The sequence below is a fragment of the Flavobacterium coralii genome (assembly GCF_019891545.1).
Classification (GTDB): Bacteria; Bacteroidota; Bacteroidia; order Flavobacteriales; family Flavobacteriaceae; genus Flavobacterium; species Flavobacterium coralii.
Map to the genome: position 1 here is coordinate 101,458 of NZ_JAHDIU010000008.1, position 16,339 is coordinate 117,796.

Genomic DNA, 16,339 nt, shown 5'->3' on the forward strand with positions numbered 1-16,339 from the left:
TTTTATACTACTTCACCACCTTAACCCACTGCCCTTTGGTACGCGACAGGAAATTGTTATCATACATGGCTTCACACTGCACACCCGGCAGGTAATACGTTCCCTGATAAGAAGCATTCAGTAATATCCTGAAGGTTTTAGCCTCGTTGGCTTTTAGAGGGAAATAGAAGTTAGTCCTGTCATCACGTATATCAATGTAATCGGCTTTATTATCGGCAAATGCACCAAAATCGGTAAACCGGGTATTTACAATTTCCCAGCCTGAAGGTATAATCTGCGTCAGCGCCACATTATCTACCGATTCGCCTTTTTGGTTCATCACGGTTACCTCGGCAACAAACTCGGTACCCTGAGCCAGTTGCGATGGGTTGATAATATTCCCCGCCCTGTCTTTAAAGTTTATGATGGTGCTAAGCCCACGCTGCTCTTCCAGTTCTTTACCAACAGGCAGTATGCCGCTATATACCACTTTTACATAAAGTGTACCCTGCTTGTTATTGCGTATAGAGACAGCGTTATTTGCTGATAAAGGCAGATTTCGCTCCGCAAAGGTTTTACCCGTTTTGATACTTTGAGTTTTGCCTTTAACGGTATAGGCAACATCCAACCCCTGCGGGCCGTTTGCCTTAGCGAATTTTGACATAGAATACAGGCAGAACGCTGTAGTTTGCGTGCTCATCCACTCCCCGGACGAAAGATGCCCCGCAATCTGAAGTGCAACGCGGTAAGCCTTTTCCTTGTGCCCGAGCAATATCAGCGTTTCAAGTGTCATAGCCCTGTTACGCTCCGGCGAGCCATAGTAGTAATAGTAGCTGCGGTTGTCGTTAGCATCTATACTGCTTTGGTTGAGCAATGCAAGGCCGGCGCTTTTTTGCCCTGCCAGTGCATAGGCAGCAGCCAGGCGCAGTTTAGATTCGTTACTAAGCCCTCTGGTCTCCCTAAGCCTGTTCATGGCAGAGAGATCGGCAGAACCTGCCAAAGCTAATGTATAGAGCCTGTATGCTTGCGGAAAATCGTTATGGTAGGCTTCGTTATAACGCCATTGCCTTGCCATTTTCTTTTGGTAAGACAGCCATGAGCTTTTTGTATTAAGCGGCAGCTTGTAGCCTTTTTTCTCAGCTTCGATAAAAAAGTGCCCTACATAAGTACTGCCCCAGTCATCAGGATTTGTGTTGCCCGGCCAGTAGGCAAAACCACCGCTGCCTGTCTGGTAGCCCGCCAGCTTGTTAATAGCCGCAGTTACATTGCGCTGTATCTTTTGCTGCCTGTCTTTATCAATATCGGCTATATCGTTAAGATACAATTGCGGGAACGCGCCAGATGTCGTCTGCTCAAGGCAGCCGTGCGGATATTGTATCAGGTAAGCCAGCCTGCGGTTAAAATCTATAGACGGGAAAGAAGATACTTCGAGTACCGCCTTATTGCTGCCCGGCACGCCAAAGGCATCCCAGTTCAGCGTGCCTGTTTTACCCGGCTCTATAACCAGTTCCTTAAAATTCTGCGTTACAGGGTTAGGGTTGGTTATATCAATTTCTACATCATAGCTTGCCTTTTCGTTACCCGAATAGGCCGTAACGGTCACTTTACCAATTCCCGTTGTATTGCCAACCTCAATATCAAAATAAGCTATTTTCTCATCAGGTCGGGTAAACGCAATTGTTTGTGTTGTTCCGTTAGCGACATTAAGTCCCCCGGTTGCTTTTACCTGTAATGAGACATTCTTAATCTTGTTCTCCATCGCGAAAACGGTAACAGGAAGCGTTACCTTTTCACCCGGCGTTACCTTTCTCGGCAAAGATGCCAATAGCATCAGTGGACTGCGAACAGGTGTCGTTTTTTCGGCTTTGCCATAAGCATTCATATCATCATTGGCAGCAACCACCATAGTACGTACTGAGCCAATATATTTTGGGAGCGTAACCTCATGCATTTTACTTTGTCCTTTTGCCAAAGAGAATGGCCCCAGGTATATTACTACAGGCTTAAAGCGGTTGGCTTTTTTAGCTTTGCCGCCGCCAAGGTCTTCATCACCACCTATGCTGAATACCTGGTTTACCTTACCGCCGTAAGCGCCTATAACATCATCATATACATCCCATGTTTTTACGCCCAGTGCCTCTTTAGCATAAAAGGCATCCCATGCATTGGGCGTTTTAAAACGGGTAAGATCGAGCAAGCCATCATCTACTATCGCAATGGTATAGGTCATAGCCTTGCCTGTTTTTTCGCTTACTTTTATCTTTACTTTTTGCTCAGGTTTCAGCACTTCGGGCATGGTTATCTGCGGCTCGAGTATGGTGTTTTTATCCACCACCTCAATCGGCACTATGCCGTACATGCGTATAGGCGAATCGTTTTTAGTATTGGCGTGCGGCTGCAGCAACGTAATATTGATATATACATTGGGAGCCATTTTTTCGGTTATTGGTATTTCTACCCGCGTTTCGCCTTTTAGCGTATTCACCCAATAGGTCTGCACCACTTCAGAACCATTTTCGAGCGATATGAGCGCTCGCCCACCCTCGCCGGAAGGAAAAGACACTACCGCTTTTTCGCCTGTTGCATATTTCTCTTTATCGGTTGTAAATACCAGCATAGCCGCTTCTTCGCCGCCGGAATTTTTGCTGCGCCCGTACCAGTAAGGCCAGTCGATAAGAACCGTCATACCTGCAGAGTGCCCTCCCTGTTCATCAGTTACATAAACCAGGTAGCGCCCCCACATATCATCTTCAACTTTTACGTAGAATGACGCCTTGCCCTTACTATCGGTGGTTACGTTCTTCTCTAAGAAAGGCGTATTGCTGAGCGCCTGGCTGTAAGACGACATATTATCATGTGTGGCATCCCACCACCAGCGCCATTCTACTTTAAACACGCGCACATTAAGCTTTCGCCCTGCTTTAGGCTTGCCACCCTCGCTTAAAGCCACAACATCAAAACGCTGGTCTTTGCCGGTTTCAAGCACTCCATACTTATTTGGCTCCGGCGATTTAACCCCTACATACGTTTCATAAGGCGAATAAGTAGCGGTTATTACATCGGTACTGAAGTCGCCACCCCTTTCATAGGCTTTGGTAATAATGGCCGCTTTTAGTTTGCCGGGCGCGGCACTCTCTAATGATGGCTGCAGTGTTACGTTTGCGTGCCCGTTATCATCTACCTTACCGGAAAATATATTAACTTCCTGCGTACGGAAATCCTGTGCCGGATCATCAAAAACATAATTAGGATAGCCTTTAAAGGTTGTTTCCTGTTTCATGAATTTAGCCTGCATTTCTACCTTGAGCCCTTTTGCCACCGCACCATGCAGCCATGTAACATCAAGCCCTGCCGTATTTGGCTCATTAGCCGAAAGTGTTTTACCATCAAAGCCGTTCTTAATTTTAAGCCTATTGGGTTTAATGGTTTCTATTTTAATGCTTTTGTAGAATTTAGCACCGCCTACATTCATAACCGCTTCCCAGTTGCCTGTTGGCGCATTAGCACTTGTAGGCACCATAAATGTATAATGGTTCTTTTCGTTATAGGTCTGCACCGCTTCATAAACCAGCTTACCATTAGGATCATTCAGCCTTAGCTTTATAGGGTGCGATGGCGGCAGCTTGGCCGCTTTATCATTCAGTATAAAACCGAGGTACAGCGTATCTCCGGGGCGCCACACCCCACGCTCGCCATATATATAGCCTTTAAGCCCTTTTTGCAGTTTGGTACCATCTACCTCAAAATTACTTACCGAGAGGGAGTTGCCGTCAGCCATTTTTACATAGGTGGTATTCTCACCCTTTTTCACAATGGCAAAAAAGGCTTTTTTATCAAGCGTAATAGTTGCCGAGCCTTCAGGCCCTGTTTCGGCAGAAGCTACTTTTTGCTGCTGGAAATTATAGATGTCTATTTTAGCGCCGCTTACCGGCTCTGTAGTAGTAATGCTGTTTACGGAGAAGAAATAGGTGTTGTTCTCGCCACCTTTGGCTATTACGCCCAAATCAGTTGCCAGTACGTTGGTGGCAACCTTTTTATTGTAGTAATATGACCTGGCACAAGGGTCTTCCCTCTCGCTCCAGTTGTAGTCGTAATCATAATAGTCATAGTATTCATCATCAAAGCCACCATAAAATTCAGCATCCTCGCGTGATTCATCTTCTTCCTCCTCTTCTTCATTAACCGTACCTGCTCCGCAACGGTAGAGGGAATATGATTTGCGGATAGTAAGTTCTACACGGTATATAGCACCCTGCTCAGGCTTGATGATGGTAGAAAGGTCGAGCGCATAATTGTTCCAACGGCTGTAATTAAACATCTTGTCGGCGTTAAGCACAATCTTTTTCTTGGCAACAGGCAGCGCAACTTTTCTGAGGCTGTAAGCACCATTAAGCTCATTATCCTGAAGAAACTGCAATACATTGTTTTCATAAATACGGTACACTTTAACATCTACCGCGCTAAGGTTAACCGCTTTAAAGTTAAGCTTCAGGTTGCTTGATGCAGGCAGTATGGTACCGCTCTTTAAAAACTGCACCTCGGGCTTCATCTGCTCAAACGACACCTCTGCTGTATAAGTGGCTTTGGTTTTATAACCGTCTGTGCTTTCTATCCCCTGAAAAACTTCAACCTTTGATTTACCGTTAAGCGGCTGGTCGAAAAATACCTTAAGCAGGTTACCATCGGTAGCAAACTTCATACTGCCTGCTCCTTCAACCGCCACAAGCCCGTCAAAATTCTGGTCTTTTTTTACCGGGTCAGAAAAGTTAATGAGCAATGATTTATTATCATCGGTACCCGGGTCTATACTTATAACCTTAAAGTTATTCTTACCAGGAATTACAAACTCTTCTTTGCCTGCCTTGTCTTTATCTATAGCACCGCCGTTCCAACTTATCAGTATTTTACTGTCCTCAACCTTTCGTTCAATACTGTCAATTACAAACAAGAATTGTGTTGCCTCACCTTTCTTCTGGTCGAAACGAATGGGCAGCCTCCTGCCATCCTGCTCTGCGCTTACCAGCTTGGCTGCAAGTTGCGCATCAAGATAATCGCTGGTTTTAATCATTGCGTTGAGGTACTGCCAGTCGCGGGAGTGCGACTGTAAATCGAGTGAGGTTACCATAAAATCCTGCTCGAGTGTCTTTACGATAAAGCGAAACTCCTCCAGCTCTTTCGGTACATCTGTAATTTTACCTAAGTGCAGTGTAATGCGATATTCCTTATTTTCATCAAGCCGCTCATCAGGCCGAAATGTAAGCATATTATTTTCCAGCAACAGCACCTTACCATCTACTGCCGGCGATATGCTGAAATAGTCACGGTCGAGTTCCTTATTCACTGCCCAGTCCTTATTCATAAAGGTAAGCCCAACCTGTATATCTGCTTTTGCAGAAATAACGCCGGAGGTATAGCTGGTTATGTATTCCCTGTAAAGGGAAGGATCTGATTCAAAATCTTCACGGGAATCTTTAGAGCATGAGAGTACAAGCAGCATTGCCGAAAATAGCAGCAGCAGGCGGAAATTTTTCATGGCAGGATGGGTTTACAGGTTAATGTATGGGTTTACCACTGTAACAAAAAGAAGCACAGCAATATTGTAATAAATATAGGATTATTTTTTTAAACTATGGAGGAAGGCAATGACTCAGTGCCCTTTTCGCCTCTCCCTGAAAAATTGCAATACCAGGCTGCCGCATTCTTCAGCCATGACACCCTCTTTTACGGTTGTTTTCGGGTGCAGCTTTGTGCCCATTGCCCGATAGCCGCGCTGCTCATCGGCAGCGCCAAAAACAACGTGCGAAACCTGGCTCCAGTATAATGCGCCTGCACACATCTGGCAGGGTTCGAGCGTAACATAAAGTGTGCAGCCTGTTAGGTATTTACCTCCCAAAAAATTTGCAGCCGAGGTAATGGCCTGCATTTCGGCATGGGCGGTAACATCATGAAGTAGTTCTGTAAGGTTATGCGAACGGGCTATTATTTTACCGTCAACAGCAACCACAGCGCCTACGGGTATTTCGCCCTTATCATAAGCAGCCTGCGCTTCCTGCAGGGCTTTCCTCATGAAATATTCGTCGGTAAATACATCCATACTTTAGCTGTTACACACTTTACATTGGCATGACTACTGCTTTATAACTTTAGAAGTAAAGCTCTGCTGCCCGGCAGTTACTTTTATTATATAAAGCCCCTGTTGCAATCCTGACATATCTATAGTAGCCACAGCACCGTTACAAGTTGCTGTGTGTACTGTTTTGCCGGTTATATCGGTAACTATAACTTCTGCATCAGCATTCAGGTTATTATGGCTAAGTGTAAGATTATCAGTTACAGGGTTAGGATACAGAGACACAGAAAAGGCTTTGGTATCTTTTATTGAAAGAGCACCCGGATTAAGCCTTGCAACGCGTGGACGCTCTTCGCCATCAAAAGACTCGAACGAGCCGCCTGCAAGTATTTTGTTATCATCCTGCAGGGCTACACTAAGCACAACATTACCAAAATTACTACCGGTATCAAAAGTTGTATCTATAGTGCCATCAGTATTATACCTGATTAAATAAACAGGCACACTATCATCTACAGGGGCATTAAGATCTACATAAGAATCAAAAAAATATCCTCCGCCTATAATTTTACCGTCAGGCTGTATTACCATGTTCATGACATTTATAGCGTCACCTGTCTGTGGAATAAAACTGTCATCAAGGCTGCCATCTGCATTCAGCCTTGCCAGCATATACCTTTCTTCGCCGTTTACTATTGAAAAAGCACCTCCTATAACAAATTTTCCATCGGGCTGCACCGCCATACACCTTACAACTCCATTATCTGAGCCTGTACCCTGGGCAAAAGAAGTATCTAATGCGCCATCCTCATCTAAAATAAATACATTCCCTACTGGCGTATCATTATGATACTCTATTTTTCCAACAACAAAAATGCGGTTATCCTCAAGCACATAAGCCCTTGCATAATCACCATAAAGCTGTACCGGAGGGAAAGTAGTATCTATGCTGCCATCATAATTAAGCCTCATAATATTTCGGTAAAAGCCATCGCCTGCATAAATATTAAACACGCCCGAAATAATGTACTTATTGCCCTGCTTTGCAATAAAGCTGGTATCATATCCGAAGTTATAAGGCGCACTAAAGCCTGTATCTAAAGTGCCATCGGCATTCAACCTTTTAAGTCCGCCAAAAAGCTCGCCTAACAGCAATTTGCCGTCCGGTTCTTCCATAACCTGGGCTACGGCCGGGCCATCATATTCCGAAACCCATGACGCATCAAGGCTGCCATCTTCATTCAGTTTTGCTATCCTTTCGGCCGGTTGCCCGTTATATTCGGTAAACTGGCCTGCTATCAGTATTTTACCGTCTGATAACTGCTGTATGGAATAGACATCTACGTCAGCACCTGTACCCACATTAAAAGTATCGTCCCAACTGCCTGCCTGTGCAAAAGCGGTTACCGCAATAACCGACATCAAAAAAGTAAATAATTTTTTCATAGTAATTTTTCTTCAAAAATACACTTTTTTATATAGCTTAAAAGCCCTACAACGCTTTAGCACACACAAAATTAATATTGTAAATTTGCTTAACTTTCTTAAACGGCAATGGCAAACACCTTATTGGCGAACATAAACACACCACACGACCTGCGGCAGCTAAAGCCGGAGCAACTGCCACAGCTAGCGGCAGAACTGCGCAGTTTTATTATAGATGTAGTGTCGGTTAAAGAAGGCCATCTGGGTGCCAGCCTGGGTGTAACAGAGCTTACCATTGCCCTGCACTATGTTTTTGATACTCCAAATGACCTTTTGGTTTGGGATGTAGGCCACCAGGCTTACGGACACAAGATACTAACCGGGCGAAAGGATAAGTTTGAAACCAACCGCCAGTGGGGCGGCATAAGCGGTTTCCCGAAACGCAGCGAAAGCGAGTATGATACTTTTGGCGTGGGGCACTCCAGCACCTCTATATCTGCCGCACTGGGTATGGCGGTTGCCTCTAAGTTAAAGGGCGACACCGAAAAACACCATATAGCCGTGATTGGTGATGCGAGTATTGCATCAGGTATGGCATTTGAAGGGCTTAACCATGCCGGCGTAACCGATGCCAACCTGCTTGTTGTGCTTAATGACAATGCTATTGGGATAGACCCCAGCGTGGGTGCCCTTAAAAATTACCTTACCGAAGTTAAGGAAGGGCGTAACCCCCGCAGCAACAACATGATCAAGTCACTTAATTTTGATTATACAGGCCCAATAGACGGTCATGACCTTACTGCCCTACTGAAAGAATTAGAGCGGTTAAAACGGGTAAAAGGCCCAAAATTCCTACATGTAATAACCACTAAAGGCAAAGGCTTAAAACAGGCCGAGGAAGACCAGGTGCGCTACCATGCACCCGGCAGGTTTGACAGGCTTACCGGCGAAATACTTGCCAAAGCCGAAGCGGGGCTTCCACCCAAATACCAGGATGTTTTCGGGCTTACGCTGGTAGAGCTGGCAGAGCAGAACGAAAAGATTATAGGCATTACCCCTGCCATGCCATCGGGCAGCTCTATGAAGTTTATGATGGAAGCCTTCCCCGAAAGGGCTGTTGATGTGGGCATAGCCGAGCAGCATGCCGTAACACTGGCGGCAGGCATGGCTACACAGGGCATGACGGTTTTTTGTAACATATATTCCACCTTCCTGCAAAGGGCTTATGACCAGGTTATACATGATGTGGCACTGCAAAACCTGCCCGTAATTTTTTGCCTTGACAGGGCGGGGCTTGTTGGCGAAGACGGCGCTACCCACCACGGTGTTTTTGATCTGGCATATCTTAACTGCATACCTAACCTTATTATTTTTGCTCCGCTAAACGAAGCCGAACTGCGCAATATACTCTACACCGCACAGCTTGGGCTGCCCCACCCCGTTGCCATACGCTATCCGCGCGGCAGGGCTGAGGGCGCCGACTGGCAAAAACCTTTTGAAACTATTGAAATGAACCGCGTAACCCGGCTAAAACAGGGTATTGATACAGCAGTACTTTCTACTGGCACCATAGGCAATAACGTTATAAAAGCGCTTGCCTGTTTTGATAATACCATCGCGCACTATCATTTCGGGTTTGTAAAGCCGCTGAATGAAGAAGTACTGCACACTATTTTCAGGCAATACACTAATATAATTACTATTGAAGACGGCACCGTTACAGGAGGCTTCGGCAGCAGTGTTGCCTCTTTTGCAGCAAAAAACGGTTACCAGCAAAAAATCAGTATTTTAGGCGTACCTGATAAGTTCATAGAACACGGAACTGTAGCGGAACTACAACAATACTGCGGTATTGACGTTAAAAGCTTAAAAGAAATTTTTTCAGCTTACTGAAAATAACGAATTTTGCACCGCATCTAAATTAAACCCACATTTTAATGAGACTTAGAGCCTGCCTGACAGCATTGCTGGTTACAGCCATTATACAATTTGCATATCCTCAAATGATAGTTACTACCCTGCCCGACTCTATTACATATTGGGAGCGTACAAATAAAGTAGGGATGGATATTTCTCAGATTGCCTTTGTTAACTGGAGTGTGGGTGGTAACAACTCTGTTACCGTACTGGGTAAAGGTAATTTTGCACGGAACTACCATAAAAAAAACCTGAACTGGGATAATGAGCTGGTGCTGCGCTATGGCCTTAACAGCCAGGAAGGGCAGGAAATGCGAAAAACGGATGACCAGATTCAGCTTACATCAACTTTCGGCTACAGGCGCGATACGGTTTCTAACTGGTATTACAGTGCCAAGTTTAATTTTAATACCCAGTTTGCCAACGGTTATGCTTATCCAAACACCGAAGACGAGATATCAGGGCCGTTCTCACCTGCTTATATTTTCCTGGGGGTAGGTTCTGAATACATACGTAAAGACTTAGGACTTAATGCTTACTTTTCGCCGCTTACTAATAAAACCACCCTTGTGCTGAACCGAACGCTGGCCAACCAGGGCGCATTCGGGGTAGAAGGAGCGGTTTATGATGCAGATGGCAACCTGATACGCAACGGGCGCACCTCGCGCACAGAGATAGGTATATTAGTCACCAACAGCTTAAAACGACAGATATTTAAGAATATAATGCTTGACCATAAGATAAGCTTTTACACCGATTACCTCAATAACTTCGGTAATATAGATGTTGACTGGCAATGGTCTTTAGATATGACGGTCAACGAATATGTAAAAGCCAATATTGGCGCACATATTATTTATGACGACGATATTAAGTCGAAAGAAGAAGTTAACGGAGAAGTGATTGAAGGCGGCCCTAAGCTACAGCTAAAACAAATGTTGTCACTCGGGTTAAGCTATACTTTTTAATAGCCTGCGACTCCTTATCCATTAAAAACACATAGTTTATCTCGCTCCGGTAATGGTGTTATAAAGCAATACTGCTTTACCATCTGTAAGCGTTGATACAAAGTGGCAAATGTGCAACAGCCTGTCATACAGGTTCATTTTATCGGTTACAAAGCGTTCCGGCAGCATTTTCAGTACCAGTTTATCATAGTTGCTCTCTTTGCCTTCAAACTTATTGTTATAAGCGGTACAAAAGGTATCCAGTAACGTGTTTATAATGCGGTAACCTATAACTTCTTTTTCTACCACCTCGCGGCTTTGGTACACATTTTTACGGCTTATATCCAGTATATCTTTTATCTGTGCGGTATATTGCCCCTGCTCTGTAAGCGCATACGGATATTTGCCCTCCAGTATTAGTTCTTCATTTTCAAGGAAAACAGCAACTGCATCATTTATAAGGCTGCTGATGGCGAGTGCCCTCAGGTAGCTTATACGGTCTTCTTTTGTAGTAAGGCTTTTATACTTCTCTACCTGAACGGTATTCTTAACCAGCTTTATAAGGTATTCCAAAGCATAATCTTCGGCGATAAGCCCAAGGTTGATACCGTCTTCAAAATCGATTATAGTATAACAAATATCGTCAGCCGCTTCCACAAGATAGGCAAGCGGGTGGCGCTCATAACCGGTATCTTCTCCCTCTTTATTCGGTATAAGTCCAAGCTCCTGCGCCACATCCTGAAAGAAATCCTTATCACACTGAAAGAAACCGTATTTTTTATCGGCTATATTAGCTGTTGGCTTTTTAGGCAATGATTCTTTAGGGTACTTCATAAAAGCCCCTAGCGTGGCATAGGATATGCGCAGACCACCCTCTATACCGGGGCGTGAGGCCGTAAGCAGGTTAAAACCGTTAGCGTTACCTTCAAAATCTACCAAATCCTGCCATTCTTTATCGGTAAGGCTGTCGCGATATTGCTGCCCTTTCCCTGTTTTAAAATATTCACCAATCGCTTTCTCGCCTGAGTGCCCAAAAGGCGGGTTGCCAATATCATGTGCAAGGGCGGCTGCGGCTACTATAGCACCAAAGTCGTTCATGTGGAAACCGTGGATGTCCTGCAGGTACGGCCTTTTTTCTAAAATCTGCTTCCCTACAAGCCTGCCAAGCGAGCGGCCCACTACCGAAACCTCAAGGCTATGGGTAAGGCGGGTGTGCACAAAATCAGTTTTAGAGAGGGGTATTACCTGTGTTTTATCCTGCAGGCTCCTGAAAGCCGACGAGAATATAATACGGTCATAATCTACCTCAAAACCCAAACGGGTATCGTCCTGTTCTTTGCGTAGCCTCTTGCTTGTATCGCCCTGCCTTTTTAATGACAGGAGCTGCTCCCATTGCATCATTTTTTTGATTTCAGATTTCAGAATTAAGAATTCAGATTAAGTACAAAACCTTAAACTTTGAACTACCCCATACTTCGGATACCGGACATCCAGCTACTTTATAAACTTCGACTTGCTTGCCGAAACAAAGTTTTTCGATTTAAACGGGTATTTTGTGTTGCTTTTATCGCTCTGGTTTTCTTCTACCGAGTTGATATGTATTTCTTCTCCCAGTGAAAAACCTGAAGCAACTTTCCGGTAATCAAGCAGGTATATATCGCAAAAATAATTGCCTTCGGCATCCTGCTCTATCTTGCCTGTGTATATTGCTTTTTTATCTTTAGACATGTTTTGTTTGTTTTAAAGCACTTCAGGCTTTCCAATTTCATCAAATGCACTTTTAAGCTCCATCGCTTCCTTAAGTTTCTTCGCATCTACAACATAGGTTTCCGAAAGGTTGTCGTGCCAGCCACGCGGTGGCGAACCCAGAAATGAAAAAGCCTCAAAGGGAATAAGGCGGCAAAACGAGCGTAAGATAATTACGCCTGCCGGTGGTTTGCTGCCATCCTGCATTACCACTTTTGTACCGGTTATGAACTTGCCGATGCTGCGTGAAAAAACACTTTCGGTAAAGCTGTAATAAAAGGTCCATATAAATACCGTTACCACGAGATTATCAAAGCCATCAGCCTGAGACAACCAGATTAAAGGCCCATCTATACCCAAAAGCGAAAGCAGCCCCAGAAAAACACCTGTAAGCAGCGAGAATGCATAAACAACAACCCAGTCTAACAACAAGTTGGCAAAGCGTTTGCCTGAAGATGCCATTAAGGTGTGATCTACATCAATAGTAATGTTTGTATTCATAGTCGATAAAATTAAAACAAGGAGCAGACAGGCTGCTCCTTAGTTTTTTGGTTGATAATCCTATTTGTGTTTATTTGTAATTAAGATCCGCACATTTCACAATCTTCAGGATCTGCGTTCCTGGAGCGCTCCAGCATGGCTTTAAATTCGGTCTGGCTCATGCCTTCGGCTTCGGCGCCTGCCGCAACCGCTTCCACAACTGCCGGTTGTGGCTGCTCTTTCTTGTCGTTATTAAGGGTAAACTTAATAGCATCTACCGCACTCTTCGTCCTCAGGTAGTACATACCGGTTTTAAGCCCGCTCTTCCATGCATAAAAATGCATTGAGGTCAGTTTGCCGAATGTAGCATTTTCCATAAACAGGTTAAGCGACTGGCTCTGGTCTATAAAGTAACCCCTTTGGCGCGACATGTCTATGATATCTTTCATACTCATCTCCCACACGGTTTTGTACAGCTCTTTTATATCCTGAGGGATACCATCTATATCCTGTACCGAGCCATTTGCCCTCATTATTTCCTGCTTCAGGTTTTCGTTCCACAGGCCAAGGTCAACAAGGTCACGCAACAGGTGTTTGTTTACCACGATGAACTCGCCCGAAAGTACCCTTCTTGTATATATGTTACTGGTATAAGGCTCAAACGCCTCATTATTACCGAGTATCTGAGATGTAGAAGCTGTTGGCATTGGTGCAAGCAGCAGTGAGTTCCTTACCCCGTTTTCCATAACTTCTTTACGAAGTGATGCCCAATCCCAACGGCCGCTCAGGTCGCTGTCATTAAGCCCCCAAAGGTTGTACTGAAACTGCCCTTCGCTAATCGGCGAACCTTTAAAGCTTGAGTAAGGCTCTTCTTCTTTTGCCATTTCCATACTGGCGGTAACGGCAGCAAAATAGATGGTTTCAAATATTTCCTGGTTGGCCTGTTTCGCCTCATCACTGGTAAACGGTAGCCTCATTAATATTAGCGCATCGGCAAGCCCCTGCACACCAAGCCCTACAGGACGGTGGCGCATGTTACTGTTCTCTGCCTCTTTAATCGGGTAATAGTTCCTGTCTATAACCTTGTTAAGGTTGCGCGTTATACGCTTGGTAACCTCAAAAAGGTACTGGTGGTTAAACACGCCGTCTTCTACAAACATTGGCAGCGATATAGAGGCTAAGTTACACACCGCCACCTCATCGGGAGCCGTATATTCCATAATCTCCGTGCACAGGTTAGACGAACGTATGGTACCTAAGTTCTTTTGGTTCGATTTGCGGTTGGCTGCATCTTTATACAGCATGTATGGCAGTCCGGTCTCTATCTGAGATTCAAGCACTTTTTCCCAAAGCTCGCGCGCCTTAACTGTTTTGCGGCCTTTGTTGGCAGCTTCATACTTAAGGTAAAGCTCGTCAAACTCTTCACTATGCACATCATAAAGGCCCGGGCATTCGTTAGGGCACATCAGCGTCCAGTTGCCGTCTTCCTCAACACGCTTCATGAACAGGTCCGGAATCCATAATGCAAGGAACAAATCGCGTGCGCGCATTTCTTCCTTACCGTGGTTTTTGCGCAGTTCCAAAAAGTCAAAAATATCAGCGTGCCACGGCTCTATATAAATAGCAAAGCTGCCTTTGCGCTTACCGCCGCCCTGATCTACATAACGGGCAGTATCATTAAACACGCGCAGCATAGGCACAATACCATTTGATGTACCGTTTGTACCGCGAATGTAAGAACCTGTTGCCCTTACATTGTGTATAGACAAGCCTATACCCCCTGCCGATTGCGATATCTTAGCCGTGTTTTTAAGGGTGTCATATATACCGTCTATACTGTCATCTTTCATGGTCAGCAAAAAGCACGACGACATTTGCGGCTTTGGCGTACCTGAATTGAACAGTGTAGGCGTGGCATGGGTAAAGTATTTTTTAGACATCAGTTCATAGGTTTCAAGAACCGCATCTATATCGTTAAGGTGAATACCTACAGAAACACGCATAAGCATGTGCTGCGGGCGCTCTACAATCTTACCGTTTATTTTTAACAGGTAAGAACGCTCCAGGGTTTTAAACCCGAAGTAATCGTAGTTAAAATCCCTGTTATATATAATGTTAGAGTCTAAAATCTCGGCATTTGCCATTATAGCCTCATATACCTCATCTGAAAGAAGCGGCGACTCCTGCCCTGTTCTCGGGTTCACGTAGTGATACATATCACTCATGGTTTCAGAGAAGGACTTCTTGGTATTTTTATGCAGGTTAGAAACCGCTATACGGGCTGCCAGTTGTGCGTAGTCCGGGTGAGAAATGGTCATGGCGGCAGCAGTTTCGGCAGCAAGGTTATCCAGCTCGCTGGTTGTAACACCATCATATAACCCTTCAATAACACGCATTGCTACTTTTACCGGATCTACCAGTTCGCTAAGCTCATAGCACAGCATTCTTACCCTATCCGTTATCTTATCGAACATTACCGGCTCTCTCCGACCGTCTCTTTTTACTACATACATATGGCAATATTTTAAGGTTAGTAATGGAGGATGCCCCCGCATCCTTACTGATTGTATTCTTTATTATTTTTTAGAAATCGGCATCAAAGCTAATTTTCTGCGAATCGGTATCTTTGTTTATAACGCCTGCTTTCTGGTATTCTGAAACCCTTTTTTCAAAGAAGTTGGTTTTACCCTGCAATGAAATCATATCCATAAAATCGAACGGGTTGCCCACGTTGTACTGCCTTTCGCAGCCCAGCTCCACCAAAAGCCTGTCGGTTACAAACTCAAGGTACTGCGTCATCAGGGTAGCGTTCATACCAATAAGGCTTACCGGTAACGACTCTGTTATAAACTCGCGCTCAATGTTAAGCGCATCTATAATAATTTCTTTAATCCTGTCTTTAGGAACCTTGTTTACAAGATGGTTGTTGTGCAGGTGCACGGCAAAGTCGCAGTGCATACCCTCATCCCTCGAAATAAGTTCATTAGAGAAGGTTAGCCCCGGCATAAGCCCTCGCTTTTTAAGCCAGAAAATAGAGCAGAATGCACCAGAAAAGAAAATACCCTCTACTGCTGCAAACGCTATCAACCTTTCGGCGAATGATTCGCTTTCTATCCATTTAAGTGCCCACTCCGCTTTCTTCATAATGGCAGGGAACACCTCTATAGCACGGAATAGCTTGTCTTTTTCGGCTTCATCCTTCACATAGGTATCTATCAGCAGCGAATAGGTTTCGCTGTGGATGTTCTCCATCATGATCTGGAAGCCGTAAAAGAATTTGGCTTCGGCATACTGTACCTCGTTTACAAAATTCTCTGCAAGGTTTTCGTTCACTATACCGTCAGATGCCGCAAAAAAAGCAAGGATGTGCTTTATAAAATATTTCTCATCATCATTCAGCTTGTTGTTCCAGTCATTCAGGTCCTGATGCAGGTCTATTTCCTCAGCCGTCCAGAAACTGGCTTCCATTTTTTTGTACCAGTCCCATATATCGTGGTGCTTAATGGGGAATATTACAAACCTGTTTTTATTTTCCTGTAAGATCGGCTCTGTTGCAGACATAATATTTTGACTTTTATAGTATTATAAAAAATGATTTTTCGTGTAAGGGATAGTACAAAGATTGGTATTTGAGACAGAAAATGAAAGCCAAACTTATTCACAATCGGCAATAGTTTTTAACAACGCTTTAATATTGCGGCAATAATAACGAAACATTACAATAACCTGAAAATTAAGCTATTGCAAAATATAAATTTACGGAATTTTAGCCGTT

At 44.4% G+C, this 16,339-nt stretch carries 10 protein-coding genes; 2 read left to right on the top strand and 8 right to left on the bottom strand.

What is annotated here, in order from left to right; translation table 11 throughout:
- Positions 1-7: 7 nt before the first annotated feature.
- From KJK34_RS12095 to KJK34_RS12105, 3 genes are all read right to left on the bottom strand, one after another.
- Complete coding sequence (locus KJK34_RS12095; RefSeq protein ID WP_223054147.1) at positions 8-5,512, bottom strand: alpha-2-macroglobulin family protein; 5,505 nt, start codon at positions 5,510-5,512, stop codon at positions 8-10.
- A 114-nt stretch (positions 5,513-5,626) separates the two neighbouring features.
- Complete coding sequence (locus KJK34_RS12100) at positions 5,627-6,073, bottom strand: nucleoside deaminase (protein WP_223054148.1); 447 nt, start codon at positions 6,071-6,073, stop codon at positions 5,627-5,629.
- A 33-nt stretch (positions 6,074-6,106) separates the two neighbouring features.
- Positions 6,107-7,495: a T9SS type A sorting domain-containing protein gene (locus KJK34_RS12105; protein WP_223054149.1), complete on the bottom strand. Its 1,389-nt coding sequence runs from the start codon at positions 7,493-7,495 to the stop codon at positions 6,107-6,109.
- 108 nt (positions 7,496-7,603) lie between these two features.
- Here KJK34_RS12105 and KJK34_RS12110 point away from each other — a divergent pair, with 108 nt between their 5' ends.
- Positions 7,604-9,367 carry a 1-deoxy-D-xylulose-5-phosphate synthase gene (locus KJK34_RS12110; protein WP_223054150.1) on the top strand — a complete coding sequence of 588 codons (1,764 nt, stop codon included), beginning with the start codon at positions 7,604-7,606 and terminating at the stop codon, positions 9,365-9,367.
- A gap of 44 nt (positions 9,368-9,411) precedes the next feature.
- Positions 9,412-10,359 carry a DUF3078 domain-containing protein gene (locus KJK34_RS12115; protein WP_223054151.1) on the top strand — a complete coding sequence of 316 codons (948 nt, stop codon included), beginning with the start codon at positions 9,412-9,414 and terminating at the stop codon, positions 10,357-10,359.
- A gap of 36 nt (positions 10,360-10,395) precedes the next feature.
- Here the strand turns inward: KJK34_RS12115 and KJK34_RS12120 are convergent, their stop codons facing one another.
- The 5 genes from KJK34_RS12120 to KJK34_RS12140 all read right to left on the bottom strand — a co-directional run bounded on the left by KJK34_RS12120 (position 10,396) and on the right by KJK34_RS12140 (position 16,125).
- Positions 10,396-11,736, bottom strand: a complete 1,341-nt coding sequence (locus tag KJK34_RS12120; RefSeq protein WP_223054188.1) for a deoxyguanosinetriphosphate triphosphohydrolase — start codon at positions 11,734-11,736, stop codon at positions 10,396-10,398.
- 96 nt (positions 11,737-11,832) lie between these two features.
- Complete coding sequence (locus tag KJK34_RS12125; RefSeq protein WP_223054152.1) at positions 11,833-12,066, bottom strand: hypothetical protein; 234 nt, start codon at positions 12,064-12,066, stop codon at positions 11,833-11,835.
- A gap of 12 nt (positions 12,067-12,078) precedes the next feature.
- Positions 12,079-12,585: an RDD family protein gene (locus KJK34_RS12130; RefSeq protein WP_223054153.1), complete on the bottom strand. Its 507-nt coding sequence runs from the start codon at positions 12,583-12,585 to the stop codon at positions 12,079-12,081.
- Positions 12,586-12,665: 80 nt separating this feature from the next.
- On the bottom strand, positions 12,666-15,077 hold the full coding sequence (locus KJK34_RS12135) for a ribonucleoside-diphosphate reductase subunit alpha (protein ID WP_223054154.1): 2,412 nt from the start codon (positions 15,075-15,077) through the stop codon (positions 12,666-12,668).
- A gap of 70 nt (positions 15,078-15,147) precedes the next feature.
- Positions 15,148-16,125, bottom strand: coding sequence for a ribonucleotide-diphosphate reductase subunit beta (locus KJK34_RS12140; protein ID WP_223054155.1), 978 nt, complete (start codon positions 16,123-16,125; stop codon positions 15,148-15,150).
- Between the last annotated feature and the right edge of the window lie 214 nt (positions 16,126-16,339).

What these genes read in the sequence shown, in the direction of transcription:
- KJK34_RS12110 (WP_223054150.1), top strand. Translation starts at nt 7,604, where the DNA reads ATGGCAAACACCTTATTGGCGAACATAAACACACCACACGACCTGCGG.
- KJK34_RS12100 (WP_223054148.1), bottom strand. Translation starts at nt 6,073, where the DNA reads ATGGATGTATTTACCGACGAATATTTCATGAGGAAAGCCCTGCAGGAA.
- KJK34_RS12120 (WP_223054188.1), bottom strand. Translation starts at nt 11,736, where the DNA reads ATGCAATGGGAGCAGCTCCTGTCATTAAAAAGGCAGGGCGATACAAGC.
- KJK34_RS12115 (WP_223054151.1), top strand. Translation starts at nt 9,412, where the DNA reads ATGAGACTTAGAGCCTGCCTGACAGCATTGCTGGTTACAGCCATTATA.
- KJK34_RS12130 (WP_223054153.1), bottom strand. Translation starts at nt 12,585, where the DNA reads ATGAATACAAACATTACTATTGATGTAGATCACACCTTAATGGCATCT.
- KJK34_RS12095 (WP_223054147.1), bottom strand. Translation starts at nt 5,512, where the DNA reads ATGAAAAATTTCCGCCTGCTGCTGCTATTTTCGGCAATGCTGCTTGTA.
- KJK34_RS12125 (WP_223054152.1), bottom strand. Translation starts at nt 12,066, where the DNA reads ATGTCTAAAGATAAAAAAGCAATATACACAGGCAAGATAGAGCAGGAT.
- KJK34_RS12135 (WP_223054154.1), bottom strand. Translation starts at nt 15,077, where the DNA reads ATGTATGTAGTAAAAAGAGACGGTCGGAGAGAGCCGGTAATGTTCGAT.
- KJK34_RS12140 (WP_223054155.1), bottom strand. Translation starts at nt 16,125, where the DNA reads ATGTCTGCAACAGAGCCGATCTTACAGGAAAATAAAAACAGGTTTGTA.
- KJK34_RS12105 (WP_223054149.1), bottom strand. Translation starts at nt 7,495, where the DNA reads ATGAAAAAATTATTTACTTTTTTGATGTCGGTTATTGCGGTAACCGCT.